Origin of the sequence: Bacteroides sp. AM16-24, assembly GCF_003471885.1 — a bacterium.
Lineage (GTDB): Bacteria > Bacteroidota > Bacteroidia > Bacteroidales > Bacteroidaceae > Bacteroides.
In genome coordinates this window covers 299,483-316,137 of record NZ_QRKI01000003.1, presented here as the reverse complement: position 1 = coordinate 316,137, position 16,655 = coordinate 299,483, and the positions used below count along the sequence as shown (strand labels likewise).

Here is a 16,655-nt window from a genome sequence, read left to right as displayed (position 1 = left end):
ATTATCTTGTAGTGGATATTTTGAGTGTCAGTGAAATCGGATTGGGTTTCTCTTCGGGCAGGTGTACCACCAGGCCGTCGCCCTGTTGGCTGTATTCGAGCGGAGAACCGTGCCCCAGCAATTCCACACGGCTGACTATTCCGTCATCCCAATGGTTTCCGGCAGAAAGCGACTTCACAAGAACCTCCCGGTTTTCCGGCCAAGCCATTACGTGCGCATAGATTACGTCTTCTTTGGCCACAAAGCGGATATCCTCAGCCGTATATGCCCGGTGCTTTCCCTCATTGAAGCCTTGCCCTTTCAGTGGGTTCTGGTCTTCGGCCACCGGTCCTTCACCGAAGACATGCCAAGGACGTGTACCGTAAACTCCCTCGCTATTCACCTCCATCCACGAGGCGATGCCTTCCAGTATGGCTTTCTCTTTCTCGTCGATGCTGCCGTCGCCGCGCATGGGCACGCTCAGCAGCAGGTTTCCGTTCTTGCTGATAATATCGACCAGCATCCCGACCACCATCGCAGCCGATTTGTAACCATTGGTTTCGTACTTATGACGGTCGTAGTGCCAGTTGCCCAGACAGGTACACGTCTGCCACGGTTTCTCCTGCATCCGGTCGGGCACGCCTTTCTCCACATCCCACACTAAGCATTCCTTTTGCTGTTCCGTCAGGATTTTGGCAAAGACCACGGCCTCGTTCTTCCCATCGTGTTCTTTCAAGCTTTTGTTGTAAAGATGAGCCACGGTTTGCAGGCCGTAGTCGCTCGCGGGCCAGAGCGGTGCAGACGTATCGTCATAATATACCATGTCCGGACGATATTTGTTTATCATATCCACCGTGCGGTCGAAGAAGCTGCGGCAATACTCTACCGAGGGAAGTGCCGCCCCATTCTCCCACGCCCACTGACTGTGGATGCGGTGAATGTCTTCGCTACCCTCGCTCAACGGGTGGTTCTGGGCATACAGTTCTTGCGGGTCGTAGCCTTCCCACCAAGTTCCTTTTCCATCCTCCTTGGTCAGTCTTCCGTCGTATGGGACACCGGCTTTCTCGCCCTGCTTGTCGCTCCTTTGCGCCGTTTCCATCCACGTCCAAGCATGGGCGGCATGGATGCTCACGCCGAAACGCAGTCCGTTGGCACGTGCCGCCTTTTCCCATCCGGCAAGGATGTCTTTCCGGGGCCCCATATTTACGCTGTTCCACGACTGGTACTTGCTGTCCCAAAGGTCGAAATTGTCGTGATGGTTGCCCATGGCGAAGAAATACTTGGCACCCGCCTTTTTGTAAAGTGCCAGCAGGCTGTCCGGATTCCACTTGTCGCCTTTCCATGAGTGGATGATTTCCTTGAACCCGCTTTCCGACGGATGTCCATAATGTTCCACGTGCCATTTGTACTGGCGGCTGCCCTCATTGTACATATTGCGGGCATACCAGTCGCCCTGCTCAGGCTGGCATTGCGGTCCCCAATGCGCCCAGATGCCGAACTTGGCATCCTGGAACCATTCGGGGGCTTCTCCATACTGCGACAATGATTCCCAAGTCGGTTCGTACAACCCTTTTTGCATCGTTTCGTGGGAGGGCGAACAGGCCACACATCCCAATACAGCCCATAGGCATAATGTTGATTTGATAGTTTTCATGATATATAAAAAATTATTCCGAAAAGCCCAATATGAGTACCCAATCCCCTGCACCTGAACTATTGACAGATGGAGACGTCACGATCAAATTATCATCTTTCAATACATAGTCTTTTACATCTGATTTCTCCCCATTAGTGGGATCAAACCATTTCATTACAGTAACCCATTTTTTAAGCTTTTCAGGAACTCTTATGTGTAAGACATGAGGTACAGGAATGTAAATCAGAGTAAAAGACATATCATCGGCCACAGCAGCAGTCGCATAATTATCAGTCAAGTACTCTCCATAGCCAGAGACTAAAACCTCATGATTCATATCCGGATACAGTTTCCACCAGCTCAAACTATCAAACAGTCTTTTAAGACGCCCCATATCCTTGCTACTCTCATACTCCAAACACTTCAACCAAGTTTCTCCGTCTCTATTCTTGTGCCAAATACCTTCAGCTCCATAGGCCACACCAACAGCTCCCGATGTCACATTCCACCAGGTTTGCCGTCGGATAACATATCTGTTTCCCCAACGCCCTGTTATGCCATTCGCCGGATATTTCTTTGCAGTTCCAAAGTCATAATACCCCTCACCAAATTGTACCGGAATATTTTTATATCGCTTTATATTTTCATAGTTCATCTGATATGGATAACGTGGAATACCCTCAAACTTATAGGCCGGAGTATAAGCGTATGTCCAATTAAGAGTTAACCATGAAGCATCCGGAAAAGCCTCCTTACTGGATTGGCTGCCACAACTATGATAAGCCACAATCGCCCTGCCACCATATACTTCCTGAATACCTTCCCCCATTGCATTCATCTCTCCACGAACCGGTTCGGGTATCTGATCCCCTCCTATAAAATAAAATACACGAGGATTATCTTTATACCTTTCTGCAAACCATCTTCCATAAACCCGGCACTTATTTTCTCCTTGTTGCTGAATGAATTCATTCACCGAACGCTTCCATATCGGATTTAGGATAACAATCAATCCTCTATCCGTTGCTTCTTTTACACACCAATCGACTTGTTTCCAATAAGAATCAACAGGTTGAGAAATGTCATTATTATGGAACGCTTTTCGATACATTGTCTTATCTATTTCCGAAAAGACAGCGCTCATTTGAATCGTATTAAAGCCCTCCTTTAGCCTATTATCCAAATAAGCCTCCACTTCATCGCAAGTATAATCAGCCGGAAGAGTCCAAGCCGTGCAAGCATTTATAAAAAAGGGAATCCCATCTACAGTTTGTAAGTACCTGCCGTTAGGAGATACTTCAAATTTTATCTGAGCGTTAACCGCAGAAAAAGAAATCAATGAGATGCATAAAACCAACAAAGGACAATATAAGTGTTTCATTACTTTTCGAGTTAATCTATTATGGTAATTCACGTTCTTTACAAAATTTGAGAACATAAAAGTTTTTTTTGTAAATCCTATTTATTTTTAGACAAAGAATATATCACTTCTTTGTCTGAATTATAAGATAAAGCCCCATTTTTCAACTCAAAAAGAGCATTAAAAGCCTCTCCCGAAACAGAATTGACTGTTAATCCATTCATAGAAAGAGACTTTCCATTACCAACATAAACAGAGAGCAATAAATCACCGTCAAAAGAAGCAACACAATATGTTCCTTTAAAGCGAATTCCCATATAATCAGCTTCTTTTTCAGGCACAATAGAATGAATTATATAATCAATCCGTCCGCTTTTCTTATGTTCAACCGTCAACTTTACAACACCTTCCTGAGCCACAGTCTCTCCTACATATACCGACTTTATATTGGCTTCTGCCCCATTTCCGTATGGTTCATAGACCGCTACAAAAGGCTTATTCCAAGCCTCTCCCTGCCGCCTCACTAATAAAGCCGGTACAGGCAACTTTCTCAGCGAAGATTCATAATAACGGTGATTAAACAAAGAATTCAACTGGTAAACCATGCGTTCTTCTCCTTCAGGCATAAACATACGCATGTGCGTATCATCTATACCTAAATGAAAATCCATAAAAAAAGCCTTGTCTGTAGCTAATGAGCCTAAAGTATTGAAATAACGATATCCTTTTCCGGATAAAGAATCAAGTGGAAGATTTGTCAACTGTAATGGCTCTCCTGAAGACGAAAACATCTCTGCCCCCACTCCCATATTATGATATATATAATCATGATATTTGTTATCTCCATCTATTACTACAGAGCGGAATATATCCACAAAATACCCGGTCTGAGGAGAAGTACGAATGATAGATAGCATACGGCGTTGTTCCGCTCTTATCTCCTTGGTATAAAAATGATTAACAGCATCAACATACTGGTGATTCGGAGATATTTCGTTTTCGGGTTCCCCTCCATCGATTACCGCAGGTTCAGCATGAACAATCTCCAGATTTTGTGGCATTTCATTATCCGCTCCTTTACCATTCGGACTAACAGTATTATGTCCCGCCACATTTATTTTATATTCATGTGTATCAGCTCCCCAATAATCTTGCCCGACACCTTGATCTGGTGCCAGAATATGCCCCCGTCCATAAAGTTCCATATTCATGCCGTTCGGCTGACGATGGCCTGTATCTTTTCCAAAGCCCATCAAGGTAAAGGCCAGAGCATCCTTATAATCCGGAGCGTTGTTACGACCAAAAATCAAAGAATATACCGATGAGTAGGAAGTACGGGCTAATTGAGGTTCACTACTTGTTTGGGGAATTTCAGGCAAATAGAAAAATAAAGAATAATAAAATTCATTATCCAAATTCCTTTGAGGAGCATATTTCATTAATTCTGCAAACTTTCTTTCCTGTTCAGTGTCTTTTTTATCATGTGAATATGCCATCATAAGTTCCAACTGCTCAGTATTCATCGTTGCATAAGAAGCATCGCCATAATTCGTGACATACCCATTAGGAAACAACATTTGCTTCATCGAACCGGAAGCTTTATTCAGCAACGGGTCTTTAGACAAAAAGTCAAGCCCATTTTTATAATAAATAAATCCAAAACGGACCAATTGTCCTATGGAGCCTTGCCCATACCCTCCAGGTGCTTCAGGCCATAACCCTGTGGCTGGATCAATATTAGCACGCAGCACATCCAAATATGCACCATGAGTTTTAGTTGTGGGTCCATAAATCAATTGATTTACATAATAGCCACGTCCTTTTCCATCAGCATAGCACTTATCATCATCCAAAGCCAAGGCATATAACATGGCAGACTGATGCTCATTCATATTCCAATTGCCTTGCAATCCTCCGCCGCGCTTCAGTTTATTTTCAATCAACCGTTTAAACATGATTTCAAAACGTTCCAATGCCCACGCTTTACCTTCGGTGTGAGCAGGAGCCCACATCTCTCCCGGAATACCTTGTTTAAACTGCTTCGAATCAAAATATTCATCGTGCAGATAATTGTAAATCATATCATAAGCCAAAGGCAAAGTAGCAAAGTGCCGCGTATCTCCTAAAGTCTCGAAAGACAAATATCCGTTGGAACAATTACCGCCATTCTTCGTTTCCCAATCCGGATTTACCTGCTCCTGCTGAGAAGCTCCGCGCACAAAGTTCCACAAAATATCAGCCGACAATTTGGCATAATCCTTTTCACCCGTTAAATAATAAAGAATGGAAGACTTCCAAGCCAAATGGATAAAACCACGATTTGTTGTTTCTGTACCTAATCCTGTTTTTGTGAAAGGCACGGTATCATAGCACACTGTTTGTCCTAATTGCGAAAGCACATTTACATTTGCATCCGTCAATTTTACAATTCCGGTCTGCTCTGCCGAAGGTTTCGTTAATGAACCATCCCCATAAGGAATAATTTTATCCAGAGGTGCCAAAGGAACAGAATTGCTGGCTGCACGTCCATAAGTTACTCTGACAGTAGGATATTTAGCATTTCCCGTCCTACGAGGAATAAAATTTCCTTCTGTATAGAAATGAGTATAGCGCTTCCCTGGCTCCCAATGCATTTGCATACGCGAAATGACAAAACTTGGATTTTTCCGGTGGATAGCAACAATAGGATCTACTTCAGCTTTTAGAGCATCATAAATATCTTGTGTCCAACCTACGTTTTTTATTTTTTCTAAAATAGAAGGCCTGTCAGCTACAGTAACAAACACCCGCGGATGAGTATTCGTATGAAAATCACTTTCTGTTATTTGTTGGGCAAAAGCGATTGCCGAATTGGTAATAATACCAATAGTTATAATAAATAATCGTTTTCTCATTCCTTTAATCAATTATATAAAGTATTTGTTGATTCTGAACGTATTTCCATCTTACCTTTTCTTTCTACTATTGACACTGCCGTCTTTTTCTCCACACCATAGAATCCTTGTATGTCTATTTCCTGCATTCTTCCGTCAATTAACTCCACTATTATCTTGGACGGATTGTCAGCATCAACTTTTCTCACCAAAGGTTTTCCTTCATGTGGTTCTATCACCGTGACATAAATAGCTTCATTACCTTGTAAACATACACCTACCACTTTTCTCAACTGATTTTCTTCGCCTACAGGATAATCACCACCGATAACTCCTTCCAAGCGAACAACATTAAGCCCTTGCAAATCGTACGATAATCGAGCTTCCTCTTTTGCATTATCAGGTTCCACACCTATACTTTCCTTATAAGAATCTCCAGCTATTTTTATAGGGCCATTTTCATAGTCTTTTCCATTGACAGGCAGAGCTGCCACATTCTCTGTCACTGCCTTTAATGAAGACAGTGCTATCTTCCGGCCTTTGTCTGTAATAAAATAAGCATCTGCCAAAATCAAGGTCTTTTTCCTTTCCTGCCGACAGTCTGTCCTGACAGTCAGTGTCAGTTCCTTCTTGTCCTTCAACGGCACATTCAAGTGTTGTTTACCAAGTATCCACGTACCAATGGTGCCTTGAGCCATCAGTTCACCATCCGCCTTCACTTGATAATCCAGCATTTTGCTGATACCCCAGTCTTCGGCATAGTCGCCAATTTTCACCTCCGCCTTGCGGGGCCATGCCATATAAACGTCTATATTCAAATCACCCGGTTCATTATAAAGCCGGTTCTGTCCACCGGTTTCCCAGTTGTTGACAGCCAGGTTCTTACCATCTTTCCCTTTGGGAGCGAAATGATGAACGGATGTTACTTTGCCCCCCTGCTGATATTGGTAGCGGTTAACGTTAGTAATGAATTGTCCGGAATTCAGAGGATCGTCATTCCATTGAGGAATGTGCGACACAAATTTCAGTTCACATTCCGGTTGTGCGCCCCTTAACTGGAGCAGATTTTCAAACGTATGTTTTTCATCTCCCTTCAGATAGTCGGCCAATATCACATAGTCATCTGTCACCACGGTCAGGCGACGCTGGTGCACCGGCTCGGAATATCCTCCAATATCTCCCGGCTTCGGATGCCCCTGCACAATAGGCACGTATGGTGCCTTTCCAGCCTTAATATTTTCTATCTGATCATATCCTCCCAAATAAGGAGAATTGCTCCAGCGGGCATCAGTGCTCATTGCATGAACTTGCATCATATTTCCCGAATAGAACAGGAATTGGTCACACGAAGTCGGCTCCTGCATTTTGCCGTCCACCACTACCATATTATGCGACATGGATGATTGTACCCACCATTTATACATATACGATCCATAGCCAAACCATGATGTTTCCGGATTATAAAAACTACGTCCATAACGCATCATGGAAAGCAGGCTAATACGGTCGAAATGTCCGTGATAGCTGCCATGTGTACCGTACTTCAGTGCTACTTGCAACTGTTCCCTCTGTGAACGGTTCTTGGTCTGGGAACGAAGAACCGCAATTCCGGCATTGTCTGAATATCCCGATAAACTCGCAATCTCAGGAGTTTCTTCGGGAAGCTCCGGCACACCATAAATCAAGCTTCGCTTTTCCGAACGCTTCAGCAGCGATGCATAGCGTGGATCACGAAATACATAGTAGGCCAGTTCGAACTGGTCTCCCGATAATACCTGTTCATGTCCATCGCCCATTCCGAACATCACCCCACGATAATCCGGGTAAAGGAGTATGCCGTCCCACATACGTTTAATATCTATCGTATTTTGTTTCAGAGGACCAAATTTACCAAACGCCATTCCCAATAAATTCTCATACTCGAACGGACGCAATCCTACATTGCGAGTTAATGAAGACGGAAATTTCTGATTGATCCAATCTATTCCGAAAGCACGTGCAGCCAATGCAGTAGTCGTATAGCACATAGCACATCCTATATTATAACTCAATGACATCTCATACCACCATCCATCATCCATAGTACCGTAACGTAAATGATCTATAAGACCACAAGGACCATAAGCTATTTGATTGAACAAATGCATATCCTGCAACATCAGAGCACATTCCGCAGCCGGCCCCAAATTGAATACGCTCCAATTGGAGATACCGCCATCTCCCATCATATCTATAAAATTCAAACAAAAAAGACGGAATGTATTCTCCACATTCTTACAATCTTCTTTTGATAATAACCCTGATTCCTTTATCAAGTCATAAGCCAACAACAAACCTTCCATTGTTCCTCCTTCTTGTGGAATTCCCTGAAACGTAAGATGTTGAGTTCGTGGATATCCCATTACCGGATCTGTCAAACGACGTAAGGTCTCGGCTACTTTTTCTCCGTAAGTACGATTACCAGTCAGATAATAGGCTACAGCTGTTCGGTGAAGTGAAGACTCTATATATGCACGTACCAGGCCTTCGGTACCTTGGTCGGACATGGTTCCTTTTCTTACTTCAGGTACCTTGAATGCCTCCGCAACCTGAATAAACTCTTGCAACTCTTGTTTTGCCCAATCATATTTATCCACTTTTCGCTTAACTTCCGCCCAACCATTTGCATCATGAGTTATAAAAGGAGAACGTACCGGGACAACTGAAATCAGCTCTATCTCTTCGGTTTTTCCATCATGCATCAAAGGTATTGCTTGCAGAATCGTACTTTCATGCGCTCCGGCAGGAAGATAATCAGAGCCTTTTACTTTAACAGTCACTAAAGAAGACTCATTGGGATTCAAAAACAATGAGGAAGGAATTACTTCCGCCTTCATCCCTTCCCAACCATCCTTTTTAAACTGCAATGTAACAGCCTGTGGAACTACCGAAGTATTTGTCACCCTAACTTGATAATCCGTTTCATGCTTTTCATTCAATGGACGCGAATAGATATCTGTTTCCATCGCTAAAGTATGCGCTTTTACCAAGCAAACATCTTTCAAGTTAACTATCCCAGGAGAATGGTCTGCATTCTCTACAAATATCATGATCTCTTTTATGTATTTAAGAAAATACTCCTGTCCTCTATTATAATTAAAAGCAGTGATAGGAATCAGAATACTTTGCCATTCTCCTCCAGGTACTTGCACTACAACGGAAGTACTATCCGCCCAATTATGCCGATCTTTTGTAACAGCACGTTTCATACAACACCGAATATTTATCGGTTTATTGCTATCACTCTTGATGTGCATGCGCAAACCGTAATATTGCCTCACATCATAAGTACCATCATGTTCTGTATTCAATCCTCTCAGATACCATCCTTTTTCACCATCCGGATGCGCATAGACAACCTGCATCGGAAGTGAGGCCGAACTAGTATTCTTGTCAGTTATGAGCTTTATATTAGGCTGAGCAAGAACCGATATCTGAAAAAATACACTTAAAAAAAATAATATATATTTCATTGTACAAAATTTAATAAAGCACCGTGAGTCATTCAATAGTTGCGACAACCGTTGTACAGACAAGGTAGTAGAGTCCATTAACACGGATAAAGTAGGCAATACACTCTCTATATACCTCTATTTTATAATTAAGAAGAAGGGCAATTGCCCTTACTTCTTAATCATTTTTGCAACGTACAATTTATCATTACTGATCATATTGACTATATAAAATCCAGAGACCAAAATTCCTAAGTCTATCCTTTCGCCAGCATTGACCAGTCTGTCTATATGAGCAATACCTTTCAAATCGGAAATCACAATCTTACCACTACAACCAGCTATGATATAGTCTGCCGCTGGATTAGGATAGAAAATCACAGGCTTTTCCGTTTCAGGCTTCTCAATTGATGTCCCTGTGTCTTTAAGGGTCATGCTCAAAGAATTAAGGTTTACACACCAGTTTACATCAGTCAAGAACCTCAATAATATATAATAGTCCTGATTGACACTCAGTGATGCCGTTTCGGGAAACTTATAGATCTTAAAAGTATTCCATCCGTTAGCACCTTTTTCAACAAGAACGGAATTGTCCGGATCCACAGGCTGTTCTTTTAAAGTTTCCAGGTCGGATGAAACCGATATATTAACCCGAGGATTATCCGCTGCCTCTGTATTAGTCGATGCGCTGATAGAAGGAATATAAACCCCATCCATACGGGGACGTACTTTATAGATAATTCCAGAGTTATTCTTTGTACTTCCGATAGCCGATTCAACTATGATAGAACCGAATGTCTCTTCATAGGATGAAAGATTGATTGCCCCGGGAATCATATTCACCGTTGATATTGCATCATTAAAACGGTCAATGGCACTTTGCAAAGCATTCAGTCCATTATCACAATCATCATCTGATGCATCTGAGGATATCAGCCTGGCATTATTTATTGCATCTTTCAACATATTTCTATCCGCATCACTTACACTGGCATAAGCTGGATTATCCGGATTACTGAACTTATCCAAAATTTCCTGAGCATTAGAAATTAATTCTTGCAACCTGTCCCATGAACTTGACAGTTTAAAGACAATATCTCCTACGTTCACTGCCCAACCGGCATCATTTACCAAGAAAGTCAATCGCATAAATCTCAAGTCGTCAGCATTCAAATCAAAGCTCCATTTATATTCGCTGTAATTCGACCAGCTACTTTCCTGTTTGATCAATTTACTATTGTTTTCGTCCACTTTGTAATTAACAAAATCGGTTGACTCATCTATCAAAGCAAGGTTTATTCGAGGAGAAACATCCGAACTGCGAGTAGTGGCCGCTTTTATTGTTACAATATAATTGCCCGATGTAGTTGCAAGTAACGGAACCACTACATAAGCACCTTGTCTGGTACTCCCAATATCTCCGGTAGCACTTCCAATAGTAATAGTTCCACCTGTAGCCATTTTCTTATCAAAGTCTACCATTCCTGGTATTGAGCAAGGATCATAAGTAAATGTTTCGTTTATCAATGCAGAATATGCATCATTCAAATCGGCAAGAGCTGTGTCTACCATTTCCTGAGTAACTTTGGAATTATTGGCAATAGTTTTTGCATATGATAAATCTCTCATAAAGCGAAGAAATAAATCCGGTTTGTATTTTCCTCCCATTCCGACTAAAGAAATATTTGAAGCAGTTTCCGGCAGTTGTGCAAAAGCTTCCTTTTCACTAACGGCAGCTTTCAACAAATCCTTATTTGTAGAAATATCAGCTACATTATCGACTATTAATCCCGCCTGAGTAGTATTGTCATCCAGTATAAAGACATAGGTGGAACAGGGAGGTAACTGCATCGTAGCAGGAAGAGTTATTGAAGTTTCTGTATGAAACTGCCATGCAGAAGCACCTACCAATTCATTTGGAAATTCTATTGTTTTAGAAGTGTCAGACAAAGTATTCATTGCAATCAAAAACTTCCCATATCTAAGAAAATAATAATCTTTCAACAGCCTGCCAGTATTATAGTTAACACCATCATAAGAGTTGTAATACTCAACCTGTCCTTCATAAGCACTTGTCGGGTTGTCCGGAGGTGTACCATATGAAGTACTCGGTCCATTAACCCAACCATCACGAGTGCGATAAGAAGCTACATAACGTGCTTCTGTCTTATCAGTTTTCACCTCAAAAAAACGTTGATAATCTGTGGTGATATGATGCCCTCTTACCAATCTGTTATCCGCTTCTTCACGAAAATAAAAATTAAGCATCAATTGCTCTTCTCCTTTTTTAATGCTGACAACTCCATTTTCTTCATCAGCAAAACAGAAATTGGGTTCTCCCGGAGTAGTAGGTATCTGAATAGTCGAATTACTTGTATTTAAAGCCCCAATCGTTTCAAATATATATAAATTAGAGGTATGTTTGAAATCATCACTTGAGAGAGACAGGAACCGCCCATCCTTTATTGCTTGTTTCAGATATCCAAGCAAGGCTTCATCCTTAGAAATACCGGCCACAGAAAAAGACGTATAGAAACTTTCACCCGGAACGGCCTGATTTCGATAGCAAATATACCCCTCTCCCAAAATATCCTTCTTACCATCACTCCCTACAAACGGATACGTAAACAGAGCTTGCGTCTTCACATGATTTACTGCCATCTGAAGTATATCAAGGTCTCCTTTATCTCCCAAATGATGTACTGTCATTTTATACATCTCCATCATTTTTCCTCCTAAATTACCATAACAGTCGGGACCTACCCAACCCGGTTCGTGAGAAGTTCCTTTTGCCGTCATCCAAAAATATCCGGCCCCTTTGCTCGAACTCGCTGGATTTCCCAATTGAGGATTGGTTGAGTTCAAGTTAGTAACATTTCCAGTAAATTCTTTCACACCACATGCTTCCTGCACCATTCTCAATCCAATGGCCGGATAAGCAGCGTAAGTAGCAGCATCTAATTTATACAAGGCAAGTGCTGCTCCATAAACAGAAGCGGCGCATTCCATTTCCTGATTAGTAATCGTCTTCCGTGAGCCAGCTCCAAAATCAAAGCTGGATTTGAATGTCTCACACCATTGCTCCCTACGGGTTTTTCCTGCGCCACCTCCAAGATCAACCACTTCGTTAAGGAACGATTGGCTTATTTTATCAAATATCATCGACATGGCATACCCCTGACGTCCAAACGCACCTCCCCAAGAAGTTTTTGCTGTTTGTTCGTTGTTATAATTATTAATGACCATGTTATCCAAGAATTTAAGTAATTTATCCACTACACTTTGTTTCTGATAAATCTTGGAAATTTCAGGAATGAAATAAGCCTGCGCTAAAGCTTCAACCGGATGATAATAGTTATTGGGATCTGTTTTCACAAAATCACTTCCATTCAATAAAGAAGTGAAATAAGAATTGGCACTGGAAACAGCACTTTCTTTGAGTGCTATCAGATTTGTAGCCACATTACTTTCTGATGCGGAATAAGAAGGAGTCTTCCCTCCTAACTCAACTTTTGGAATAGCAAACCCAGGGTCAGTGTGCACAAACATTTTATAAAGTCCAATCGTATTTCCAGTCATTGCCCTTTGATAAGTAGCATATTGCGATTGCGTTCCATAACCATAGAAACGCCCGGTAGAGCGTAAACGTACTTTTACATATTCTTTCCCGTCCGTCAAAGTACGGGGGATCGGCATTGTCCTAAAACAAAAAGAACCGGGACCCACTTTATTCAATTCGCCTAAGAAATAATCTTCATTAGAATGGTAGCGGTTCCCAACTTCCTTGCCTTCCACTTCCAGAATGATTCGCTCATCATTCCCCTCACTTCCTGAAAATTTTACAGTAAAATAGTTCTGGCATTCGCCATCTACTTTCAGGGTCAAATTTATTTCTCCGCCATATATTCCTGTATATGCGCCTTGAAAAGGATTCTCTGTATTGGGAAGAAAAAAACGATTTGTCTGATTCAACAAGCCACCACTGCTTATTGCTGTTTTAGAGGGAGAATAGGTTGTCAAGCCATGCTGCATCTCACTAACCTCATCACCAAAAACAATTTCATCCAAGTGTTGAGCATGCACCGGATTTCCAATTCCTAAAAGAATAAAGAATATAAAAATAAAACAGGTTTTCATGGTATTCGTAGTTTAAGACAATTATAAAAAGCCTGTTTCAATATTACCCAATCTTCTTTAAAAAGGAAAATTGAAACAGGCTTAAACAGTTTAGTAGGGATTCTCTATCCGTACTTAGTCATTGACCGGTGTTTGAGTTTGATCTGCCGAGAATACCAAACCAAGTTCATGCAGATTGGCAACCCACGATCCAGAAGTTGTCAAGAAAGTAACTTTCAAATAATACTCCGTAGCTGCTTTCAAGGAAAACGGTCCATAAATCCCTTTAGTATCCGTTGTCCAATTACCTCTATTCACGACTTCTTTTGTCAAAGCAGCATTAAGTTCCTGACTTCTCAACACATTTAAATTATCTCCGATATTTACATTCAATGAACTGCCATCTTTCATGGTTGCAGCCAATGTATAGACATCAAAAAGACCAGTTACCGGAGCAGTAAACTTAAAGATCACATACGCTCCATCTTTGGTACTATCAATGTTTCCATCTGCAACTTTTATGGAACCATTCGTTTCAACGTAGTCCATAAATGAAAATTTCACATCTCCTGCAAAAGTCAGTTCCGGTCCGGTAATTTTCTGAAGATCCCCAAACTTAACTGAAACATTTCCTCCTATTGCATTAGTCGGTACATCGACAGTAAGTGTCGTTGCAGTCAGTTCTTTACACGTAGAAGTAACCACACCTTCATCAGCTTTAAATTCAACAATAACATCAGCGGGAGTGAGTCCTTTGTCTATAAAAGACTGGAAGTTCTTGCCTGTCAAAGTTATAGTAGTTCCCGGAAAAGTCGGATTGGGAGTAATACTTGTTATTACAGCTCCCGGAATGCAAGTAAATTCACTTGCTGTCTCCGTGCTATTTTTCCAAATCCAAAGTGTAATATTACCAGACATTGCATTATCTGGCACACGTACCTTAATTTCAGTATCCGACCAATCGGTGTACTCCTTAGCTTCGATCCCACCAAAATAAACACGTCCTATCCGTTCGGCACGCTCTTTCCCAAAGTTTGTACCTTTTATAGTTACTATACTACTTGGATATCCATCATTCGGATAAAACTCTGTGATTGTCGGAGCCGGATATTTATTCAATCCGGTTTCATCATCATCCGAACAGGCCGCACCTATAAAAACGGTCAAAAGCAAGAAAACACCTAATATTATAGAATTATATATCTTTTTCATATTCTCTATTTTTTATTAATTACGTTTATTACCATTGAGGATTTTGTAATAACTGAGGATTCAACTTGATCTGATCTGTAGGAATGGGCAACAAATAATTTTTTAAAGCAAACTTACGATTGGCTGCCTGCTCTACAATAATTGCTCCTGGTTTTGTTGGAGTTATCCCTGCATAGGAATACTTAATTTCTTTTTCATTAATCTTACCGGCATAACCACTCGCCTCATAAACCGGTTTATTATCAATAGGATTGATTAATGTCTTCAAATATGAATCTGTACCTTCATACTCCAGATAAGCACCGCAACGATTTTCGCCAGCCAATTCAGCCTCAGCAATCCCCCAACGGCAAAGGTCATTTAAACGAGAACCCTCTCCATAAAGTTCCAAAGCGCGTTCACGACGAATCTCACCGAGGAAGTCTAACTGTCCTCCTAAGGAATTGGCTTTTGCAATCAAAGCTGCATTTAATGGTGCTACCCCTGCACGCTCACGCACTTTATTTATTGAATAATCCAAATCCGCATCAGATATATTTCCTCCACCCAATTCGCAAACAGCTTCGGCATAAATCAGCAGTATCTCTGAGTAGCGAATATGCATATAGTCCATCGCTTCGTGACCTGCATCACCCAAAGAGTTCAACTCACTACAAAACTTACGTCCCCCTGTTCCGGCACCAGCATTACGCAAATTAGGGACACTTTGATACTGGGCAGCTGCCAATGAATAGATATCGACATCATACTGAGCACCTGTATTATATTTTCCCCATCCCCAGTTATAACTCATCGCAGGGCGTACACAAGCGGTCAAACGGTAATCCCGGTTTTCCAGTTCTGCATTCATGACCGTGTATCCTTTGAAGTTAGGTGATAAATGAACCGGCAAGCCGTCTGTACAAAGATACATATCCATCAATTTACGAGTCATACCCGCAGGAGCCGTATGTGTCAGATTAGTATTACTTTTACGGTTTACCGCATCGTACACGCTACGAAAAATAGATTCTTTATTAGAGGATTTATCCAAACCAGCCGGATTAGAATCGGTACCTTCCAAGTTAAATAAATAATAATAGCTACAATGTGCGTACATATCCGGATTTTTTACAGAAGAAATAGAACTAACATCTTCTACGCCCTTCCACAATTCAAAAGTTTGACTGTCAATAATATCCTTAGAAAGATTTTTTGCCATGGTTAGGAATTGTTCGACCGAAGGATAGTCTGCCGGTTTATTGATACCTGCACCATTTTTATTTCCATCACCATCGGTTTTGGTACCCACATACTTATCCCAAGTTCCTTCAAATAAACACACACGTGCTTTAAGTGCTTTAGCAGCTTCCAATGTCACATGTCCATCATTACCGGTACTTGCAACAGTAGTCCGTGCCAATTTGGCGATTGCAATATCCAAATCGTCCAATATTTGCTTAACAACCTCATAACGTGAGGCACGAGGTCCCCAAACCACAGGGTCATCTGTAGAAATAGTAGTAACTTGATTGGCAATAGGTACACCACCATAGCGTTTCAGCAAAAAGAAATGATGCCATGCACGGAAAAAATAGGCTTGTCCAACGGGACCTGCAATTTCTTCCTGATCTGAATACTTTTCTCCTTTGGATATCAGAATATTGACTTTTCGCAACCATTCGTATGCCTTATCCCAATACTTGTCACTTGTAGGTGCTGAATTGGTACCACTAACATCATCGGCTCCATTCAGAATCAAGTCAGTACCATAATCGAAATTAATACCATACGTATCATTACCATTCCACGCCCATACATTCGTATGCAGATCATTTGCTACATATTGAAAATCGGCTAAAGTCTTGAAGTAAATGGCTTCTGTTTGAGAATCCAAAGGATCTAAGTTCAAGAAATCACTGACACAACCAGTTGTTAACATTCCCCCCATAATCAGGGATAACAGCATTTTATATGTTTTCATATTCATTCTCTTTTTAATATTAATA

Annotated in this window: 7 protein-coding genes; all 7 read right to left on the bottom strand. The window is 41.4% G+C overall.

Translation table 11 applies throughout. The annotated features are described in order from the left end of the window. Window position 1: 1 nt before the first annotated feature. Window positions 2-1,633 carry an alpha-L-fucosidase gene (locus DW182_RS05650; protein WP_118294932.1) on the bottom strand — a complete coding sequence of 544 codons (1,632 nt, stop codon included), beginning with the start codon at window positions 1,631-1,633 and terminating at the stop codon, window positions 2-4. A 13-nt stretch (window positions 1,634-1,646) separates the two neighbouring features. After that, complete coding sequence (locus DW182_RS05645; protein ID WP_158580787.1) at window positions 1,647-2,996, bottom strand: DUF4038 domain-containing protein; 1,350 nt, start codon at window positions 2,994-2,996, stop codon at window positions 1,647-1,649. 77 nt (window positions 2,997-3,073) lie between these two features. Beyond that, window positions 3,074-5,869: a hypothetical protein gene (locus DW182_RS05640; protein ID WP_118294991.1), complete on the bottom strand. Its 2,796-nt coding sequence runs from the start codon at window positions 5,867-5,869 to the stop codon at window positions 3,074-3,076. A gap of 8 nt (window positions 5,870-5,877) precedes the next feature. Further along, window positions 5,878-9,360, bottom strand: coding sequence for a heparinase II/III family protein (locus DW182_RS05635; RefSeq protein ID WP_158580786.1), 3,483 nt, complete (start codon window positions 9,358-9,360; stop codon window positions 5,878-5,880). Between the two features lie 150 nt (window positions 9,361-9,510). Beyond that, on the bottom strand, window positions 9,511-13,476 hold the full coding sequence (locus DW182_RS05630) for a T9SS type A sorting domain-containing protein (RefSeq protein WP_118294929.1): 3,966 nt from the start codon (window positions 13,474-13,476) through the stop codon (window positions 9,511-9,513). A 114-nt stretch (window positions 13,477-13,590) separates the two neighbouring features. After that, a complete protein-coding gene (locus DW182_RS05625) occupies window positions 13,591-14,667 on the bottom strand; it encodes an IPT/TIG domain-containing protein (RefSeq protein WP_118294928.1) in 1,077 nt (358 codons plus the stop codon). 28 nt (window positions 14,668-14,695) lie between these two features. Beyond that, the gene (locus tag DW182_RS05620; RefSeq protein ID WP_158580785.1) at window positions 14,696-16,630 is read right to left on the bottom strand and encodes a RagB/SusD family nutrient uptake outer membrane protein; all 1,935 of its coding nucleotides are present in this window, start codon (window positions 16,628-16,630) and stop codon (window positions 14,696-14,698) included. Window positions 16,631-16,655 lie beyond the last annotated feature (25 nt).

Excerpts from the sequence above, each read along its gene's own strand:
- DW182_RS05635 (WP_158580786.1), bottom strand. The coding sequence starts at position 9,360 with ATGAAATATATATTATTTTTTTTAAGTGTATTTTTTCAGATATCGGTT.
- DW182_RS05630 (WP_118294929.1), bottom strand. The coding sequence starts at position 13,476 with ATGAAAACCTGTTTTATTTTTATATTCTTTATTCTTTTAGGAATTGGA.
- DW182_RS05645 (WP_158580787.1), bottom strand. The coding sequence starts at position 2,996 with ATGAAACACTTATATTGTCCTTTGTTGGTTTTATGCATCTCATTGATT.
- DW182_RS05650 (WP_118294932.1), bottom strand. The coding sequence starts at position 1,633 with ATGAAAACTATCAAATCAACATTATGCCTATGGGCTGTATTGGGATGT.
- DW182_RS05625 (WP_118294928.1), bottom strand. The coding sequence starts at position 14,667 with ATGAAAAAGATATATAATTCTATAATATTAGGTGTTTTCTTGCTTTTG.
- DW182_RS05620 (WP_158580785.1), bottom strand. The coding sequence starts at position 16,630 with ATGAAAACATATAAAATGCTGTTATCCCTGATTATGGGGGGAATGTTA.
- DW182_RS05640 (WP_118294991.1), bottom strand. The coding sequence starts at position 5,869 with ATGAGAAAACGATTATTTATTATAACTATTGGTATTATTACCAATTCG.